The organism is Neobacillus sp. PVCKKU3, assembly GCF_058323225.1.
Map to the genome: position 1 here is coordinate 48,290 of NZ_JBLVQN010000017.1, position 15,321 is coordinate 63,610.

Sequence of the window (15,321 nt, forward strand, 5' to 3'; positions counted from 1 at the left end):
TGGGTATTTTGTCATTTAATATTTGGGTTGTAAGCGTTTTAATGAGCTGACACAAAAGTTGCCGTCATGAAAAAATGTTTAGATAACTAGTGTGATAACCGGACAAGGCGGGTGATTGGAATGGATGACCAGCTGCTTCACATCCGGCAAATATACAAGCAATTTGCAGGGAACCCCGTATTAAAGGGTGTGGATTTAACCCTTCATAGAGGGGAGGTCTTTGCGATTGTGGGCGGAAACGGTGCTGGTAAGTCAACGTTAATGAAAATCATCACGGGATTATATCGTCCCAATCAAGGGCAAATGGTAGTGGAGGGCAGCGAAGTATTGTTTCACCAGCCATCCGATGCCCACAAACATGGAATCTATCTAGTCCCACAGGAACCACTAATCTTCCCCAATATGACGATTCGCGAAAACGTGACCATTGGTTTGCATGAGAATAAAGCCGAATGCGAGAGACGGATTCAGCATTATCTCTCCGTCCTAGGCTGGAATTTGGATTTGAACCGCAGGGGCCTGAGCCTGTCGATTGCGGAGCAGCAGCTGGTTGAACTGCTTAGAGGGTTAATCCGAAATGCCAAGATTCTGATCCTAGACGAACCAACCTCCACCCTAACCTTTAGTGAAATCAATTCTCTCTTTTCCACCATCAAAAAATTAACAAGCGAAGGCCTGGGCGTGTTTTATATCACCCATCGGCTTACCGAGATTTTCGAACTGGCTGATACCGTTGCTGTTCTTCGGGATGGCGTCATCTCGGCAAAAGGGCCAGTCCGGGATTTTACTTATGAAAAATTGTTGGCAGGATTACTGCCGGAACAAATAGAAGTTTTGGCTCCGCCAGTGGAACGAATGGAGGCGCAACCTTCAACCGAGCAGTATCGCGATCCTATCCTTTCCGTGAAAAATTTATCGGGCCACCGGTTTCAAAACATCAGCTTTGACCTATACCCCGGTGAAATTTTGGGAATCGCCGGCGTCGTCGGTGCAGGCAGGACGGAACTTGCCACTTCAATCTTTGGCCTTGAGCCATCGGATTCCGGAGATATTTTTTTAGAAAAGGAAAGTATTAAGAAGTATTCTTTGCGAGAACGGATTAACCGGGGCTTAGTTTATGTCCCTGAGGACCGACATCAACACGGTCTGTTTTCTATCGCCTCCATAAAAATGAACATCACATCCACCATCCTTCCTACCTTTCGCAGCCTATTCCTCCCTTTTAAAAAAGAAAAAGCCATCGCCGCTCAAGCCATCAACAGCCTAAAAGTTGTCACTAAAGGCCCCAGCCAAATAATCAGCAATCTATCTGGAGGCAATCAGCAAAAAATTGTTCTCTCGAAATACCTGGAAACTGGTCCAAGAGTTATTATTTTGGATGAACCGACGCGCGGCATCGATGCCGGAGCACGCGGTGATATTTACAAGATGATCGACGACTTGAAGCACAAGGGGCTGGCGGTGATTCTCATCTCCTCCGATACCGAAGAAATCGTCCAACTCAGTGACCGGGTGCTTGTCATGCATGAAGGAAGGATGACGACAACGATAGCCAAAGATGACTTAACCATCGATTCCATCACTTCGGCCGCATTCGGGATCCAGAAGGAGTTGAAGGTACTATGAATCTCCTTTCAAAAATGATGAAGCAGCGGGAAATCTCGATTGTGGTTCTGATTGTTGTGTTTATAGCAATTGTAGGGATGGTGAATAGCAAGTTTGTAACAGGGAAAAGTTTGCTTTTGTTAGTGGAGAGCGCGATTATTTTGCTCATCCTGGCGGTCGGCCAGTCATTTGTTCTGTTAACGAGAGAAATAGATGTTTCGGTCGGGTCGACGATGGGGTTATCGGCAGCGGTTTGTGGCCTGCTGTTGACCAGCGGAGTTTCGGGCTGGGTTTCGGCTCTTGCGGTGCTCGCCGTTGGTGTGCTTGCCGGCCTGTTTAATGGTATCGGAGTTGCCTATTTACGGATTCCCGCCATTATTATGACATTAGGAACATTAGGTATTTTAAGAGGTTTGATGATTATTTTAACAGGCGGAAAGTGGATTGAAGACATTCCGAATTATTTTAAAAAGCTATCGGGCACGGATTTTATCGGTTTACCGCTGCCTGTTTGGATTGGACTAGTGATTCTTGTTGCAGCCTATTTGGTTTTGCGTCTGACCAAGTTTGGCCGTTATTTCTATGCAGTCGGTGATAACGCTGATGGGGCAAGGCTGATTGGAATTCCTGTTTCCAAGGTGAGGGTTCTCGCCTTCGTGCTATCAGGTCTATCTGCTTCGGTTGCCGGGCTGATTTTTGTGATGAATATCGGTTTTGTTCCGAACCAAACCGGAAGCGGGATGGAGCTACAGGTCATTGCGGCGGCGGTATTAGGTGGTGTCAGCTTAAACGGCGGTCTCGGAACGGTGCTGGGAGCAGGGCTTGGGGCAATCTTTTTAACAGCCATTAACAGTTCATTAATTTATTTAAAAATTCCTGCCTACTGGAATAACGCCATTTCCGGGTTTTTATTGCTCGTCATTGTCATCAGTGACTCTAGGTTCCAAAGCTTTTTAACAAATAGCCAATTTAAAAAGAAGGAAACGGCTGAAGCGGAAGGAGGGGGTCAGGGCGATGAAGCTACTCTTTAGATGGGAGGGAGCACTTTTCATTTTTCTCATCCTTGAACTCATTTTCTTCGGAGTAATGAACCCTGACTTTTTAAATTTAACAAACTTGATTTTTAGCATGAATGACTATGTCTACATTGGACTAGCCGCGATTCCGATGACGTACGTCATCATAACGGGCGGAATCGACGTATCCGTGGGCTCCACAATTGGGCTGACTTCTATTATTATCGGTGTTCTTTGGATGAATGGGGTCAATGTTTGGCTGGCCGTGCTGATTGCCCTTTTGATTAGCGCCTGTGCAGGGGCAGTTAACGGAACCATTGTTGCGACGACGAATGTCCAGCCGTTAGTTGTGACGCTGGGAACGATGTTTCTTTTTTCCGGAATTGCTTTGGTCATATCCGGCGGCAGCAGTGCTTCCGGATATGAAGGAATCAGCGGGTTTCCGGATGGGTTTGTGATGCTGGCCAATGGGGAGACATTTGGACTGCCGAATCCGATCCTGTTTTTTGTAGGCTTTATGGTTTTCTTTGCGGTCATTTTGAATCTTACCCGCTTTGGCCGGCAGGTTTTTCTCGTGGGAATCAATAGCAAATCCGCCCGCTACAGTGGGATTCGGGTAAAATCAATCTTAATTTGGTCATATATCATAGCTGGTTTGGGAGGTGGTGTGAGTGGGCTAATCTTGACATCCTACTTTAGTTCCGCCAGGTCAGACCTCGGAACGGAAGCCGTATTGCCTGTCATTACGGCAGTTGTTTTGGGAGGAACAAGTATTACAGGGGGCAAAGGTACAGTAGTCGGTACAGGAATTGCTAGTATTGTGATTGGTATGATGCAGTATGGCTTACAGATGATGAGTATGACCAGCCAGGAAACAAGTGTGGTTATTGGATTTTTGTTAATCATTGCCGTGTTACTCCGTTTAACCAATTGGGGGCTTTTTAAAAAGTTTCATATTAAAAAGGCAGAAGTGAAGGGGCCTTAAAAGGAGTGTAGCGTAATGAGAAAATCTGGTTATCTGAAACTGCTCACTATTATTTTATCGGCACTGCTGGTACTGGCCGCATGCAGCAGCAGCGGGGAGAAGTCGTCCGGCGGGGGCGGCGGCGGGAAAACCGACAAAAAGAACGTGAAGTTAGCGTTTATCCCTAAACTAACCGGTGTTGGCTTCTTTACCTCTGGCGGTGAAGGGGCAAAAGAGATGGCCAAAGAGCTTGGAGTAGAGTTGACCTACGATGGACCAAGTGAGGCGTCTGTTGCCGGGCAAGTTAAGTACATTAACAATTTTGTAAACCAGGGCTATAAAGCGTTGATGGTTTCTTCCACATCTGTAGATGGCTTGAACCAGGCCTTGGACCGTGCAAAAAAACGCGGCGTCAAAATCCTGACTTGGGACTCCGATGTCAACCCAGAACACCGTTCCTTCTATATTAACCAAGGGACTCCAGACCAATTGGGCGGTATGCTGATTGATATGACGGCGGAGCAGGTCGGCGACAAGGCGAAGGTTGCATTCTTCTACTCTAGCCCAACAGTAACGGACCAAAACCAATGGGTTGAAGCTGCCAAGGCAAAAATTAAAGCTGAGCACCCGGGATGGGAGATTGTCACCACGCAATTCGGCGAAAATGATGCCCAGAAATCACTGACTGTCGGGCAGAACATTATTAATACGTATCCGGATATCGACGCTGTCATTTGTCCGGATGCAACTGCGCTGCCTGCCATGGCTCAAGCAGCGGAAAATCTTGGCGTTGCAGGCAAAATTGCGATTACTGGATTCTCGACACCAAACGTTATGCGGGACTTTGTCAAGCGCGGCACGGTGAAGCAATTCGGGCTGTGGGATGTTAAGAAGCAGGGTGCGCTGGCTGCATATGTTGCCTACCTAATGACGGTCGAGGGCAAGGATTTGAAGGTCGGCGACGAGTTTGATGTACCGAATATCGGACATGTGAAAATTGAGCCTAATACGATTCAAGGCTATGATTATACTGATGATCGCAGCGGAATTATCCTCTTGCCGGAGCGGGTCGTGTTTACGAAGGATAATATTGATAAATATGACTTTTAATTGAGAGATTTGATTGGAAAACTGCCTTGGTTGAGGGCAGTTTTCTTTTATTAAAGGCATTTTTCATACGTTTGTTGGTAATAAAGATTCGCAAATAAAACTCGTAAAATCGCAAATAAAAGTGCTGGATCCGCAAATCAGCTCAAGCTGATTTCACCCTTTTCCTACGTATGACTGCAACACACAAAAGGAAAATGGGAATCAGCAGCTGAACCGTTAGGAAATAATAGGGTACGGTTGTACCCATCCCTCGAATCATGTCCTCAAACGACGGGACGGACCAGATTGAAAATAGAATAATTAAAAAACCAATTGGCAAGACAAATGGTTTATAACTAGGCAATGTCAGCCATTGGGCAGTACCAAGAACAAGCATATAAAAAAAAGCGGAAAGCTGAACAAAACCGCCAAGTACCCATATGGCAATCACAATCGATTCAATATGTTCAAAGAAAGAACCGATACTAATGAATCTGGCTGCCTCAAATACTGGAAATTGAATATTAATGATAATTCCGCCGAATAAAAAAAGATTTCCAAGATTTATGAACACCATTGTCAAGACACTGGCAACGACCGAAAACATTCCCCATTTCATGACCTTTTGTTGTTTCGTTAAAAACGGAAGCAGGAACGACATCAATGAAAATTGACTTAACCAGGCATGTGGGGCAAGAGAACCTTGGATAGACGGCATTACTCCATTTTGCATGATAGGTAAAATATTTTTTACATTCAAATCTGGAATAAGAAAGATATAAATCAGTATATAAAGGGCTAATACAATTGGCAAAAAAATCATCGCACATCGCCCAATCGTTTCAATCCCGCCATGAACAGCAATGGCGCAGGAAAGAGCAATGCTGGCTGTCACAAAAATCATGGGCGTTTTATGTAAAAAGGCATTTTCAATGAACTCGCCATATTCCCTAAAAGCGATTGCCGTATCATGTAATAGAAAGAACAAGTAAATGAACGCAATGATTTTTCCAAAGGCCCGGCCAAGAATAAGATCACAATATTCAATGAGTGTTTTCCCCGGAAAAAGTTTTGAAAGCTTGACAATAATCAAGACGATGAGAAAGCCGCTCAAAGAACCCCAAATCGGAGACAGCCACAAGTCACGCTTTGCGTGCTGTGCTGTTACATATGGAATATAAAGAATGGCCGTTGCAACAACGGTTGCATACATTATTAGGGCTAGCTCTAAGTAGGAAATCCTGCCTTTTTCAATCATGTTTGTTCCTTCCTTTTCTAAAAGGAGTCTATTACCAAAACGGTTTAAAGGACTTATAGAGAAAATCTATGAATTGCCCAGGTCCTGGCATTTCTGGAAAGAAAACAAGTAAAGCAGCTAGGCCCCAGTTCACCATCATCAACGAAAAAAAGGCCTTTTTTACCTTTCTTTCATTTTTCTTCAACTCGGGCCATTGGAATAAAAAGATGAGAACGAGTATTACTGTTACACCTAATATCCCTCCAATCTTCATCGCTTTTCACCTCAGTTATGTTTCGCAGTTCCTAAACCGGTTCTTTCAATCTTTACCTTCGTGTCAAAAGTAACGGCTACCTGCGGGAAAATTTCATTCCAATCTGCCTTCTTTTGTTTCCATATTTGTGGATACTTTCTCTCGAATTCTTCAGCAAACCCAAAAATATCAGCATTTAATTTTTTCTGTACTTCCAAAAAAGCTAACCGCTCTCTTTGTTCAACTTCAAAAACAACCTTTTGCTGGGCTTCTTTTATGATCTTTGGATTGAATAAGTTTAGTTTTGTCGTATTTTGAATGACTTCCAGGTCTGCATTTGTTTTAATGTGCATACTCCATTTGTCATTTTTTATAGAAGGGATCAATTCATTATGGCTTCGTAATAGATTAAAGGAGATGTATCCTTTTTCGTTTTTAAAAGAAATCGTAATCACACCTGATTTAATCTCATTCCTCGGCCAAAGAATCCCTCTTGTTTGTTTATCATCTAATCTTCCTACCATTTTTCCTTTCTTAAAAATAACTGCCCCCTTGATGATGGGAATGGCCTTTTTTGAATCCATCTTTGATAGGTCTAGGTTTTCAACCCAAGGGAGTACGGCGGCATCGGAATCGCCTGACAGCATCTGCGACAAATCCTTCACCGTTACTTTCACTCCTATATGTGTTTTGACGATTTTGCGAAGTTGTTTTGCGGTGTCTCTTTCCAATTCAGGCATTGCCTTTAAAACAGTCTTTGAGCTTCCTTTTGAAACAAACACGTCGGCACGTATGCGAGGTTCCGAGTGCCGCATCCAAAAATCAATTTGGTCGATTATTCCTTCCTTTGCTAATTTTTCACCGATAATGAGCACCTCGTTTTGCCCCCAAAAAATTTCTCTCGTTAGTTCTTCTTGAAGTCGTGCCATCGCATCCGCAATGGTTTCTCCTTCAGCTGATCTAACAAAAGACTGTCCGCTGCTGCTGCCGCTGGACATTTCAGATTGTTGTCCGCTTTTCGATGGCTGTGGAATAAATATTTGAGCTGAGAGTTCGATATTATTTTTTTTGCCTTTATCTATACCTGATGCCAAAATGAGTGCTAAATCATTTACCTCAGCCCGGTCCCAACAGCCTGTTAGGATTAACGAAGTTGAGCAAATCAGTAGGATTATAGTAAAAGTTTTCTTTACAGATCGACTCAAAGAACTCAACTTCCGTCGCCACCTTTGCTTGGATCAGGCTTTTGGGTACTGGACTCACGCCTTAAGTAACTAGTATCTTGTGAAAAAAATTCAGGCCGTGTATCCATAGCCCACCACGGGGCACGAACAAGGACATCCTTTAAATTTTGAATCTTAAGCGGTGCTGCTGAATTGAAATAGGGTACCCCAAAGGATTTGAGCGTACACATATGGGCGACAATCGCTGTAATCCCAATCATAACGCCTAATAACCCCAGCATGCCGGATAAAATCATGATCGGAAAGCGGAGAATCCGAATCGAAATGCCGGTCGCATATCTTGGCATTAAAAACGAGGCGACTCCTGTAATGGCGACCACCATGACCATCGGTGACGAGACTAGCCCTGCTGCCGTCGCTGCTTGTCCGATGACGAGCGCTCCGACAATACTGACAGCCGCCCCGACTTGTTTTGGCAGCCTCACTCCGGCTTCCCTTAGCGCCTCAAAGGTGATTTCCATAATAAATGCCTCCACTAAGGCCGGAAAGGGGATTTGTTCACGGCTTTCGGCGATCGTTAGAAGCAAAGAGGTTGGAAGCATTTCCTGATGAAACGTTAAGATGGCCACATACGCCGATGGTGCCAGTAAAGCGATAAAAAAGAAGATATAGCGCAGCCAACGGATAAAGGTACTTATGTAAAATGGATTATAGTAATCTTCAGGCGCCTGCAAGAGACTTGCAAACGTACAAGGAGCAATCAGGGTGATGGGGGTGCCGTCAATCAAAATGACAACGCGTCCTTCTAACAGGCAGGCAGCGGCGACATCCGGGCGTTCCGTTGTTAAAAGCTGCGGAAACGGCGAAAATGGGTAATCTTGAATCAACTCCTCAATATACCCGCTTTCTAAAATACCATCAATTTTGATGTGCTTTAATCTATTGGTCACCTCATCAACTAAAGTGCTGTCAGCAATTCCTTCGATAAAAGCTACGATGACTTGTGTTTCGGTGTAGCCGCCAATATCCATTTGTTTCATTTTTAATAATGGATGACGAATTTTCCTCCGTAACAAGGAGGTGTTCACTCGTAAAGTTTCAATAAAACCTTCTCTAGGGCCACGAATGACAGATTCTGCGTCTGGTTCCTTGATACTGCGTTTTTCCCACTTCGGCAGGCCAATCGAAATTCCCAACGTTTGTTTTTCAATCAGAATAATTGGGTTGCCAATTGAAATTTGTTTAAAAATATCAGGAATAGAGTGAATTTCCTTAAGGCTGGAAACTGATATTTCCTTTTTCGTGCTCTCCAATATTGAGCTATAATCAAGGTCTTTTATTCGTAAAAGAGGCATTAACACATGCTGGTCGACCTCTTCCGTATTCGAAAGACCATCAATGTAAAGAAGAATGGCATTGACACTGCCGGCGATACGAAATTCACGAAATACCACATCAGAGCAATCTTTATAAGCCGACTTTAGTATTTCGATATTTCTATTTAACTCCGAATCAAGAGGAATTTCCGGTAACGTATCTAACGATTCATTTAATTGTTTACTTGGAAAATCAAAATACTTTTTTCCATTCCCCAAAAATTTCATTAACTTGTTCCCCTTGATCCGTATTTACATGTATTCTTTGCAATTTTATGTTGATTATGCTAATTTCTAAACCAGTTGGAATCTATGTAATCAATAAAAGGACGGACTAACATGAAGAAATATTCTCAGATTTTCCAAGGGACCGCTTTTTCAAGCAAATCCCCAAAAGAAGTACAAATTTTAAAAGACTATCTGTTTTTCATTAACGATGACGGAGCCATTGAAAAGGTTGTCTCTCCTGACGACCAAAACTATCAAAGTTTATTATCAGAATATCAAGGCGGAGCAAACTTTCATCGTTTAACCGAAGGCCAGTACATCCTGCCAGGTTTCGTCGATCTGCACGTGCACGCACCGCAGTGGGCTCAATCAGGAACGGCGCTGGATATCCCGCTCTACGATTGGTTAAACACATACACCTTCCCGATTGAAGCGAAATTTTCAGATTTAGATTTTGCAAAAAAAGTATACCAGGACGTTGTCAGCACCTTGCTTGCAAACGGTACAACCACGGCCCTTTATTTCGCAACTGTACATAAAGAAGCAAGCGTCCTGCTGGCAGAAATTTGCGCGGAAAAAGGGCAGCGCGGTTTAGTCGGAAAAGTGGTCATGGATAACCCTGACCAGACACCGGAATATTATCGAGACTCGGACACAGCAACCGCCTTGGCAGATACAGAGGAATTTATCCAAGCGGTGAAAGAAGTGGCAAAGCGAGCAAAACAGGGCGTCTACCCAGTCGTAACACCGCGCTTTATTCCAAGCTGTACTGACGAAACTCTAAAAGGTTTAGGTGAATTGGCGGCTAAGTACGATGCACATGTCCAGTCGCACTGCAGTGAAAGCGATTGGGCGCATGGCTATGTTCAGGATCGTATGGGCAAAAATGACGCATTTGCGTTACATGATTTCGGCTTATTAAGGGAAAAATCCGTCATGGCGCATTGCAATTTTCTCAGTGATGACGATGCAGACTTGTTTGTGGAAACCGGGACGGCAATCGCCCATTGTCCTATTTCTAATGCTTATTTTGCGAACAGCGTCATTCCAATCGCCCGTTTCCAAGAAAAAGGAGTCGAGATTGGCTTAGGGTCGGATATTTCCGGAGGTTTCTCGCCAAGTCTGTTCGATAATGTAAGACAAGCGGTGATGTCCTCAAGAATGCTGGAAGATGGTGTGAACCCGGCAATTCCTGCTGAGGACCGCGGAGTTCCGAATTCCCGGATTACCATTGATGAAGCATTCTATCTGGCCACTGCCGGCGGAGGCGAAAGCCTTTCTCTCCCAATCGGCCGCCTTGAAGAAAATTACGCTTGGGACATCCAAATCATCGATACGACCATAGAGACGGCCAAGCTGCCTCTTTACGATACAGAAGAGAACCTGCATGATATCTTCCAGAAAATCATGTACCTCGCCCGCCCGGTAAATATTCGCGAAGTTTGGGTCCAAGGGGAAAAGGTTCATAAGAGATGAAACAATGAAAATACCCTGCCAATATTCGGCAGGGTATTTTCACTTTATTAAATTCTTAGCCTTTTTTTCGAAAAAGAATTGAATCCCGTAAAGCAAAAAGGCCTTATAAAAAATGTAAAGGAAAAATTGAAAATGATTAATGCGCACTAGTTTAAACATTTTTGTTTTCTCTAAGAACCCTACAAAAGGAAAAGCAAAGAAACCATCTACCAATGCATTTAGTAGAATATAACGTATAAAATTTCCGTATGTCCATTTTAATATCCACATGGAACCGACCAAATGCGGTCCGATGTTATAAGGAAACTCTCTAAAGAAAAACGACCTTGGTGTTCTGGGAATAATCCACCATTTGCGTTTTCTGGCAATTTGCACATTAAGTCCTTCAATCAACGAAATCAGGATGGATGCAGGAAGATATCTCTTTATGTTGCTCTTTCCCAAAAAAGGGAGCGTCGACCATGCTATAAGGACAATAGATACACTCAGTATCCAGTGTTTTTTCATTGAAAGTATTCCCCTTCATATAACTAGATTAATTTATAAACGTATTATCTACAAAACCAATCATTTCATTCCACTCAATCAAACACTCCTTTCATACAATGGCTTTTTCAAAAATTTAAATATAAATCCAAACACTGAAGCATTATAATATAATTTGTAATTTACAGGTTATTTAACAAATTTTGTTAATCGTATAATCGTTAAAAGGAAGTGTAAGGATTGTCAAATCCATTAACCAATAACAATAAAAGGCATCAAAGCTTAAACGCCGACTGTGCAAACTGCTTTGCTTTATGCTGTGTTGCGCTGCCCTACGCCAAGTCTGCCGATTTTGCCTTTGATAAAGAAAGCGGGACCCCTTGTAAGAACCTGCAATCCGATCACCGCTGCAGAATTCATCAAAATCTTAGAGATAAAGGGTTCCGCGGCTGTTCTGCCTACGAATGCTTTGGGGCAGGTCAAAAGGTTTCCCAAAATACATATGGGGGAAGAGATTGGCGCGAGAACCCGGAGTCAGCTATGGAAATGTTTAATGTATTTCCCATCATGCAGCAGCTTCATGAAATGCTTTATTACTTAAATGAGGCAATACATTTTGAAGAAGCGAAAGTCATTCATCATGAACTGCATGCGGCTTTTAAAGAATTAGAAAGCCTGACCAATTTAACTCCAATGGAAATCTTGAATCTTGATGTACCATCACATCGGGCGAAGGTAAATAAGTTATTTTTACATACGAGTGAACTAGTCCGTGCAAAGATTTCACCTGGAAAAAATATTAGCAAAATTCGCAAGGGCAGTGATCTGATTGGGGCAAAACTAAGAGGTGCCGACCTGAGGGGAGCTAATTTAAGGGGCGCTTTGTTAATAGCAGCCGATCTTCGAGAATCCGACCTTAGGGAAGTCGACTTTATTGGAGCAGACATGAGGGATTCCGACCTAAGCGGTGCTAATCTTACTGGAAGTATCTTTCTTACGCAGGCGCAAGTAAATGCAGCAAGGGGCGACCGGCATACAAAATTGCCGCTTGCATTAAGGACTCCGGCTCATTGGAAATAAAATTAAAATATTTAGAATGGAAACAGTCTGACATCCAGGCTGTTTTTTGGTTTTTAAAATTTTTCCAAATCTATCCAAGTTAATGGTAAACTTATATTAAGAATGTTTAGAAGGCAGGAGGGTTCCATTATGATAAGGGATAAAAAATCTTTATATATATCGATCATCCTATATTTTGCTGTGATGATCTTAACCCTTCCTTTCCCAAATGCAAATCCCCTTGGAGAGACACTGGCATCGATGTTTCATATACCTGTTAGTCCGGCAAATGGGTTGAACTATTTGAGCATTTCCTTATTTGTTGTATTAATGATGAGTCTTTATTTGCTTTCAAAATCATTGAATAAGTATCAAACTAGATTCATAGTTATTGCCTTTTTGGGAGCAATGGTTATCCCATCTTTTTTGGCCAGTTCCATTCAAAAATATTTTGCAACAGGTATTTATACAATCTCCTTCAATCACAACGAAAGCCGGTGCCATTTAGAAATGGCTAATGAGAAAATATTGCACGGCGAATGTGTACTTCCATTTGAAAACAACAGCAGCAAGGATGTCCGTTTTACCATTGAATTTTACGACAAATATGAGGATGAAATCGTAACGCTAATGAACGCCAATGCCCCTTACACAATAAAGCTTGGCAACAAGGAAAGGAAACGAGTGATGATTGAAGCCGATATTGATGTATCGAAAATGAAAAACCACATTGATAGCGCCGATGTAAATGGAGTGAATATTATCATCAAGTCGGGCGGGAAAAGCCGAAAATTATGAGATGGATGGTGTTCATATGGATGCAGTAATTTGGCTGCTGATAATACTATTGCTTACGCTGTTCAACTGGGGAGCAATTTCTCTACATAATAAGAAAAAAATGCACTATTTTTGGTCTGGGATTATTATCAGTATGCTCGGTCCCATCATTGCCTTTTTAATTGGGGCCATATTTGTAAAGATGGACCATAGTGCAGGGAGCACAGGTGAAGGTGGAGCCATTGCCGGTGCTTTTGTTGGTTTAATGATCGTCGGCAACGGGATTCTTTATGTTTTCATTGGAATGATTGTAAAAATAGTTTCATTAATAAAAGGAAATTCAGCCTAATTAGGTCAGTCCATTACTCGATTACTATGGAGCAATATCGGAAATAATAGAAAAGCCTAGATCACTATGTGATTTAGGCTTTTCTATTCCGATAGTATAAGCATTATTTCCTCCTTAAAAAAATATTTGTTTTAAAATGTATTTTATGACTTAAGTTTTAGAAAGAAGTGGTTGGTATGGAGAAAACACCATCTTTATTAAAACAAGCTTTGTCTGTCAATAGGAAGCCATTTCCGTGGCTGAAGGCATTTACTGCAGGCCTGGCTGCAGCATTGCCGATTTTGATTGGCTTGTTATTTGGCAACTTGGAATATGGATTAATTGCCGGATTGGGCGGATTTACATATCTATATGTGTTTAATGTCCCATACGCTCAAAGAGCGAAAAAGATATTTTGGATTGTCATTGCCCTCACTTTTCTTACTGCCTTGGGTACACTGGTGGCCCCTTATCCCATTATGGTAGCGATATTTATGGGAATCATCGGTGCTTCGGCCATCTTTATTTTCGGAGCATTAAGGATTGCAGGCCCTGCTGCCATCTTCTTGGTCCTCGTTTTTTCAATGGTAACAGGAATGCCCCAGGCACCAGAGATTGCTCCATTAAGAGCAGGCTTAGTCTTCCTGGGCGGGAGTCTATCGTGGATTTTGGCTATGCTTGGCTGGTTTTCTGATCCCCATGGTCCTGAAACAGGAGTAGTTAAAAGGGGCCTGTTAGAGCTCGCAGCATTGCTTGATTCAGTAGGGACAGACCGATTCCACGAGTCGCGGCACCGTGTCATGTCAGCCTTAATGGATGCGGACGAAACATTGGCATCAGGGCAAACGCCTATCAGGGAAACGAACTATTTCAAACGTTTATATGTATTAAACAATTCGGCTCATGATATTTTTACTTATTTACTTGAAGATTTTCCAGAACACCGAGCACCACTACCGCCGGAAGCAGCGCAGTCTGTCCGAAAAATAGCAAACTCGTTAGGCAAAAAAAATAAAAGTGATTCTGCTTCAGAAGTCATTTTACAGCCTGAAGAGATGGATGCTTCGGTCGCTCATTTATTTAAATTGATTTATGATGCAGATGCAGTTATGAATGAACCCACTTCCAAAATCAATCAAGAGGTTGAATTCTCGAAGTTGTCACTTAAGACTGTTTTTGGAGGGGCCTTTGATAAAAACTCGATTATTTTTATTGCTGCCATAAGGTTTGGGATCATCACGATCATTGCTGCCATCTTCGCGTTTGAGGTTGGATTTGCCCGTTCCTTCTGGGTACCGTTGTCCTGCGTGGCCGTCATGTCGGGCTACTCTATTGTCGCCACTTACCATCGGGCGATTCAAAGAGGAATCGGTACATTGCTTGGAATTCTAATTGCCAGCTTGATTCTTTCGATTCATCCTGATGGATACATAATTGCTTTATTAGTTTTACTGTTTACGTTCATTACGGAGCTGTTTATCGTGAAGAATTATGCGTTAGCGGCATTGTTTTTCACCCCTAATGCGTTGCTTATGGCAGAAAGCACAAGCCACGGGAGCTTTAGCTTTGCCTATTTTGCCTCGGCAAGAATGATGGATGTTTTAATCGGCAGTATCATTGGTCTAATAGGGGTATGGCTGGTTGGGAGGAGGTCCGCCTCAAGCCGCCTGCCGCACTTAATCAGCAAAACCATACGCAGTCAGTCGCAATTTTTGTTTGTCCTTTTCTCTGACCAAGGAAAAGGGTTTAATGCTAGAAAAAGCACAGAGTTAAAGAAAATGAGAACGAACATTTCGAATTTAAAAATCCTGTATAATACTGCTTCAGGTGAAATTCCGGTCAATCGTGATGTATTGGATTATTACTGGCCGGTTGTCCATTCTATTGAACATCTAGGTTATCTGCTGGAGAATGCAGCTAAACTAAGCAGCCGTCCGATTCTGGCTGATGATGATCTTGCCCAGCTGCTCTTAGCGTGTGAAACGATGGCGATAGCGACCCATTTGAAAAAAGCACCGCCCCTAAAACCGATTCCTGGAATCGAATCATTCCTGAGTATCCAAAAGGAGCTCCGTTACTTACAAAAAGCACTTCAAAATAATGAAGGAGTTCACTTTTAGGAGCGGTTTCGAAGTTATCAAAAAACTAAGCGTGGTTGCAACCGCGTTTAGTTTTTTCAAAAAGTTGGCCCAAAAGGAAATGTTCTCTCCAATAATTAGCAATAATAAAAGAAAAAACTGGAG

13 protein-coding genes are annotated in these 15,321 nt (G+C 42.7%); 9 read left to right on the top strand and 4 right to left on the bottom strand.

Going from position 1 to position 15,321, the window contains the following annotated elements:
• Window positions 1-120: 120 nt before the first annotated feature.
• Genes ACNQGS_RS13180 through lsrB form a run of 4 tightly spaced genes read left to right on the top strand, consistent with a single transcriptional unit; the run spans window position 121 to window position 4,695 of the window.
• Window positions 121-1,626, top strand: a complete 1,506-nt coding sequence (locus ACNQGS_RS13180) for a sugar ABC transporter ATP-binding protein (RefSeq protein ID WP_491487703.1) — start codon at window positions 121-123, stop codon at window positions 1,624-1,626.
• A complete protein-coding gene (locus tag ACNQGS_RS13185; protein ID WP_491487704.1) occupies window positions 1,623-2,636 on the top strand; it encodes an ABC transporter permease subunit in 1,014 nt (337 codons plus the stop codon). The genes ACNQGS_RS13180 and ACNQGS_RS13185 overlap by 4 nt, the downstream gene beginning before the upstream one ends.
• Window positions 2,620-3,606 (top strand): ABC transporter permease, encoded by a 987-nt coding sequence (locus tag ACNQGS_RS13190; protein ID WP_491487705.1) that lies wholly within the window; start codon window positions 2,620-2,622, stop codon window positions 3,604-3,606. Before ACNQGS_RS13185 ends, ACNQGS_RS13190 begins: the two co-directional genes overlap by 17 nt.
• Window positions 3,607-3,621: 15 nt before the next feature.
• Complete coding sequence (lsrB, locus tag ACNQGS_RS13195; RefSeq protein WP_491487706.1) at window positions 3,622-4,695, top strand: autoinducer 2 ABC transporter substrate-binding protein LsrB; 1,074 nt, start codon at window positions 3,622-3,624, stop codon at window positions 4,693-4,695.
• A gap of 142 nt (window positions 4,696-4,837) precedes the next feature.
• Here lsrB and ACNQGS_RS13200 read toward each other — a convergent pair whose 3' ends face one another.
• The 4 genes from ACNQGS_RS13200 to ACNQGS_RS13215 are packed head-to-tail and all read right to left on the bottom strand — an operon-like array spanning window position 4,838 to window position 8,952.
• Window positions 4,838-5,932: a GerAB/ArcD/ProY family transporter gene (locus tag ACNQGS_RS13200; RefSeq protein WP_491487707.1), complete on the bottom strand. Its 1,095-nt coding sequence runs from the start codon at window positions 5,930-5,932 to the stop codon at window positions 4,838-4,840.
• A 31-nt stretch (window positions 5,933-5,963) separates the two neighbouring features.
• Entirely contained in the window at window positions 5,964-6,185 is a 222-nt protein-coding gene (locus ACNQGS_RS13205) for a hypothetical protein (protein WP_491487708.1), read from the bottom strand.
• An 11-nt stretch (window positions 6,186-6,196) separates the two neighbouring features.
• Entirely contained in the window at window positions 6,197-7,378 is a 1,182-nt protein-coding gene (locus ACNQGS_RS13210) for a Ger(x)C family spore germination protein (protein ID WP_491487709.1), read from the bottom strand.
• Window positions 7,375-8,952, bottom strand: a complete 1,578-nt coding sequence (locus ACNQGS_RS13215; RefSeq protein WP_491487710.1) for a spore germination protein — start codon at window positions 8,950-8,952, stop codon at window positions 7,375-7,377. Before ACNQGS_RS13215 ends, ACNQGS_RS13210 begins: the two co-directional genes overlap by 4 nt.
• 111 nt (window positions 8,953-9,063) lie before the next feature.
• Here ACNQGS_RS13215 and guaD point away from each other — a divergent pair, with 111 nt between their 5' ends.
• The 5 genes from guaD (at window position 9,064) to ACNQGS_RS13240 (ending at window position 15,198) form a co-directional block, all read left to right on the top strand.
• Window positions 9,064-10,428 carry a guanine deaminase gene (gene guaD / locus ACNQGS_RS13220; protein ID WP_491487711.1) on the top strand — a complete coding sequence of 455 codons (1,365 nt, stop codon included), beginning with the start codon at window positions 9,064-9,066 and terminating at the stop codon, window positions 10,426-10,428.
• A gap of 726 nt (window positions 10,429-11,154) precedes the next feature.
• Window positions 11,155-11,994, top strand: coding sequence for a pentapeptide repeat-containing protein (locus tag ACNQGS_RS13225; protein ID WP_491487712.1), 840 nt, complete (start codon window positions 11,155-11,157; stop codon window positions 11,992-11,994).
• Window positions 11,995-12,123: 129 nt separating this feature from the next.
• Window positions 12,124-12,771 carry a hypothetical protein gene (locus tag ACNQGS_RS13230; RefSeq protein WP_491487713.1) on the top strand — a complete coding sequence of 216 codons (648 nt, stop codon included), beginning with the start codon at window positions 12,124-12,126 and terminating at the stop codon, window positions 12,769-12,771.
• A 16-nt stretch (window positions 12,772-12,787) separates the two neighbouring features.
• Window positions 12,788-13,099 carry an ABC transporter permease gene (locus ACNQGS_RS13235; RefSeq protein ID WP_491487714.1) on the top strand — a complete coding sequence of 104 codons (312 nt, stop codon included), beginning with the start codon at window positions 12,788-12,790 and terminating at the stop codon, window positions 13,097-13,099.
• 176 nt (window positions 13,100-13,275) lie between these two features.
• Window positions 13,276-15,198: an FUSC family protein gene (locus ACNQGS_RS13240; RefSeq protein ID WP_491487715.1), complete on the top strand. Its 1,923-nt coding sequence runs from the start codon at window positions 13,276-13,278 to the stop codon at window positions 15,196-15,198.
• Window positions 15,199-15,321: the final 123 nt, after the last annotated feature.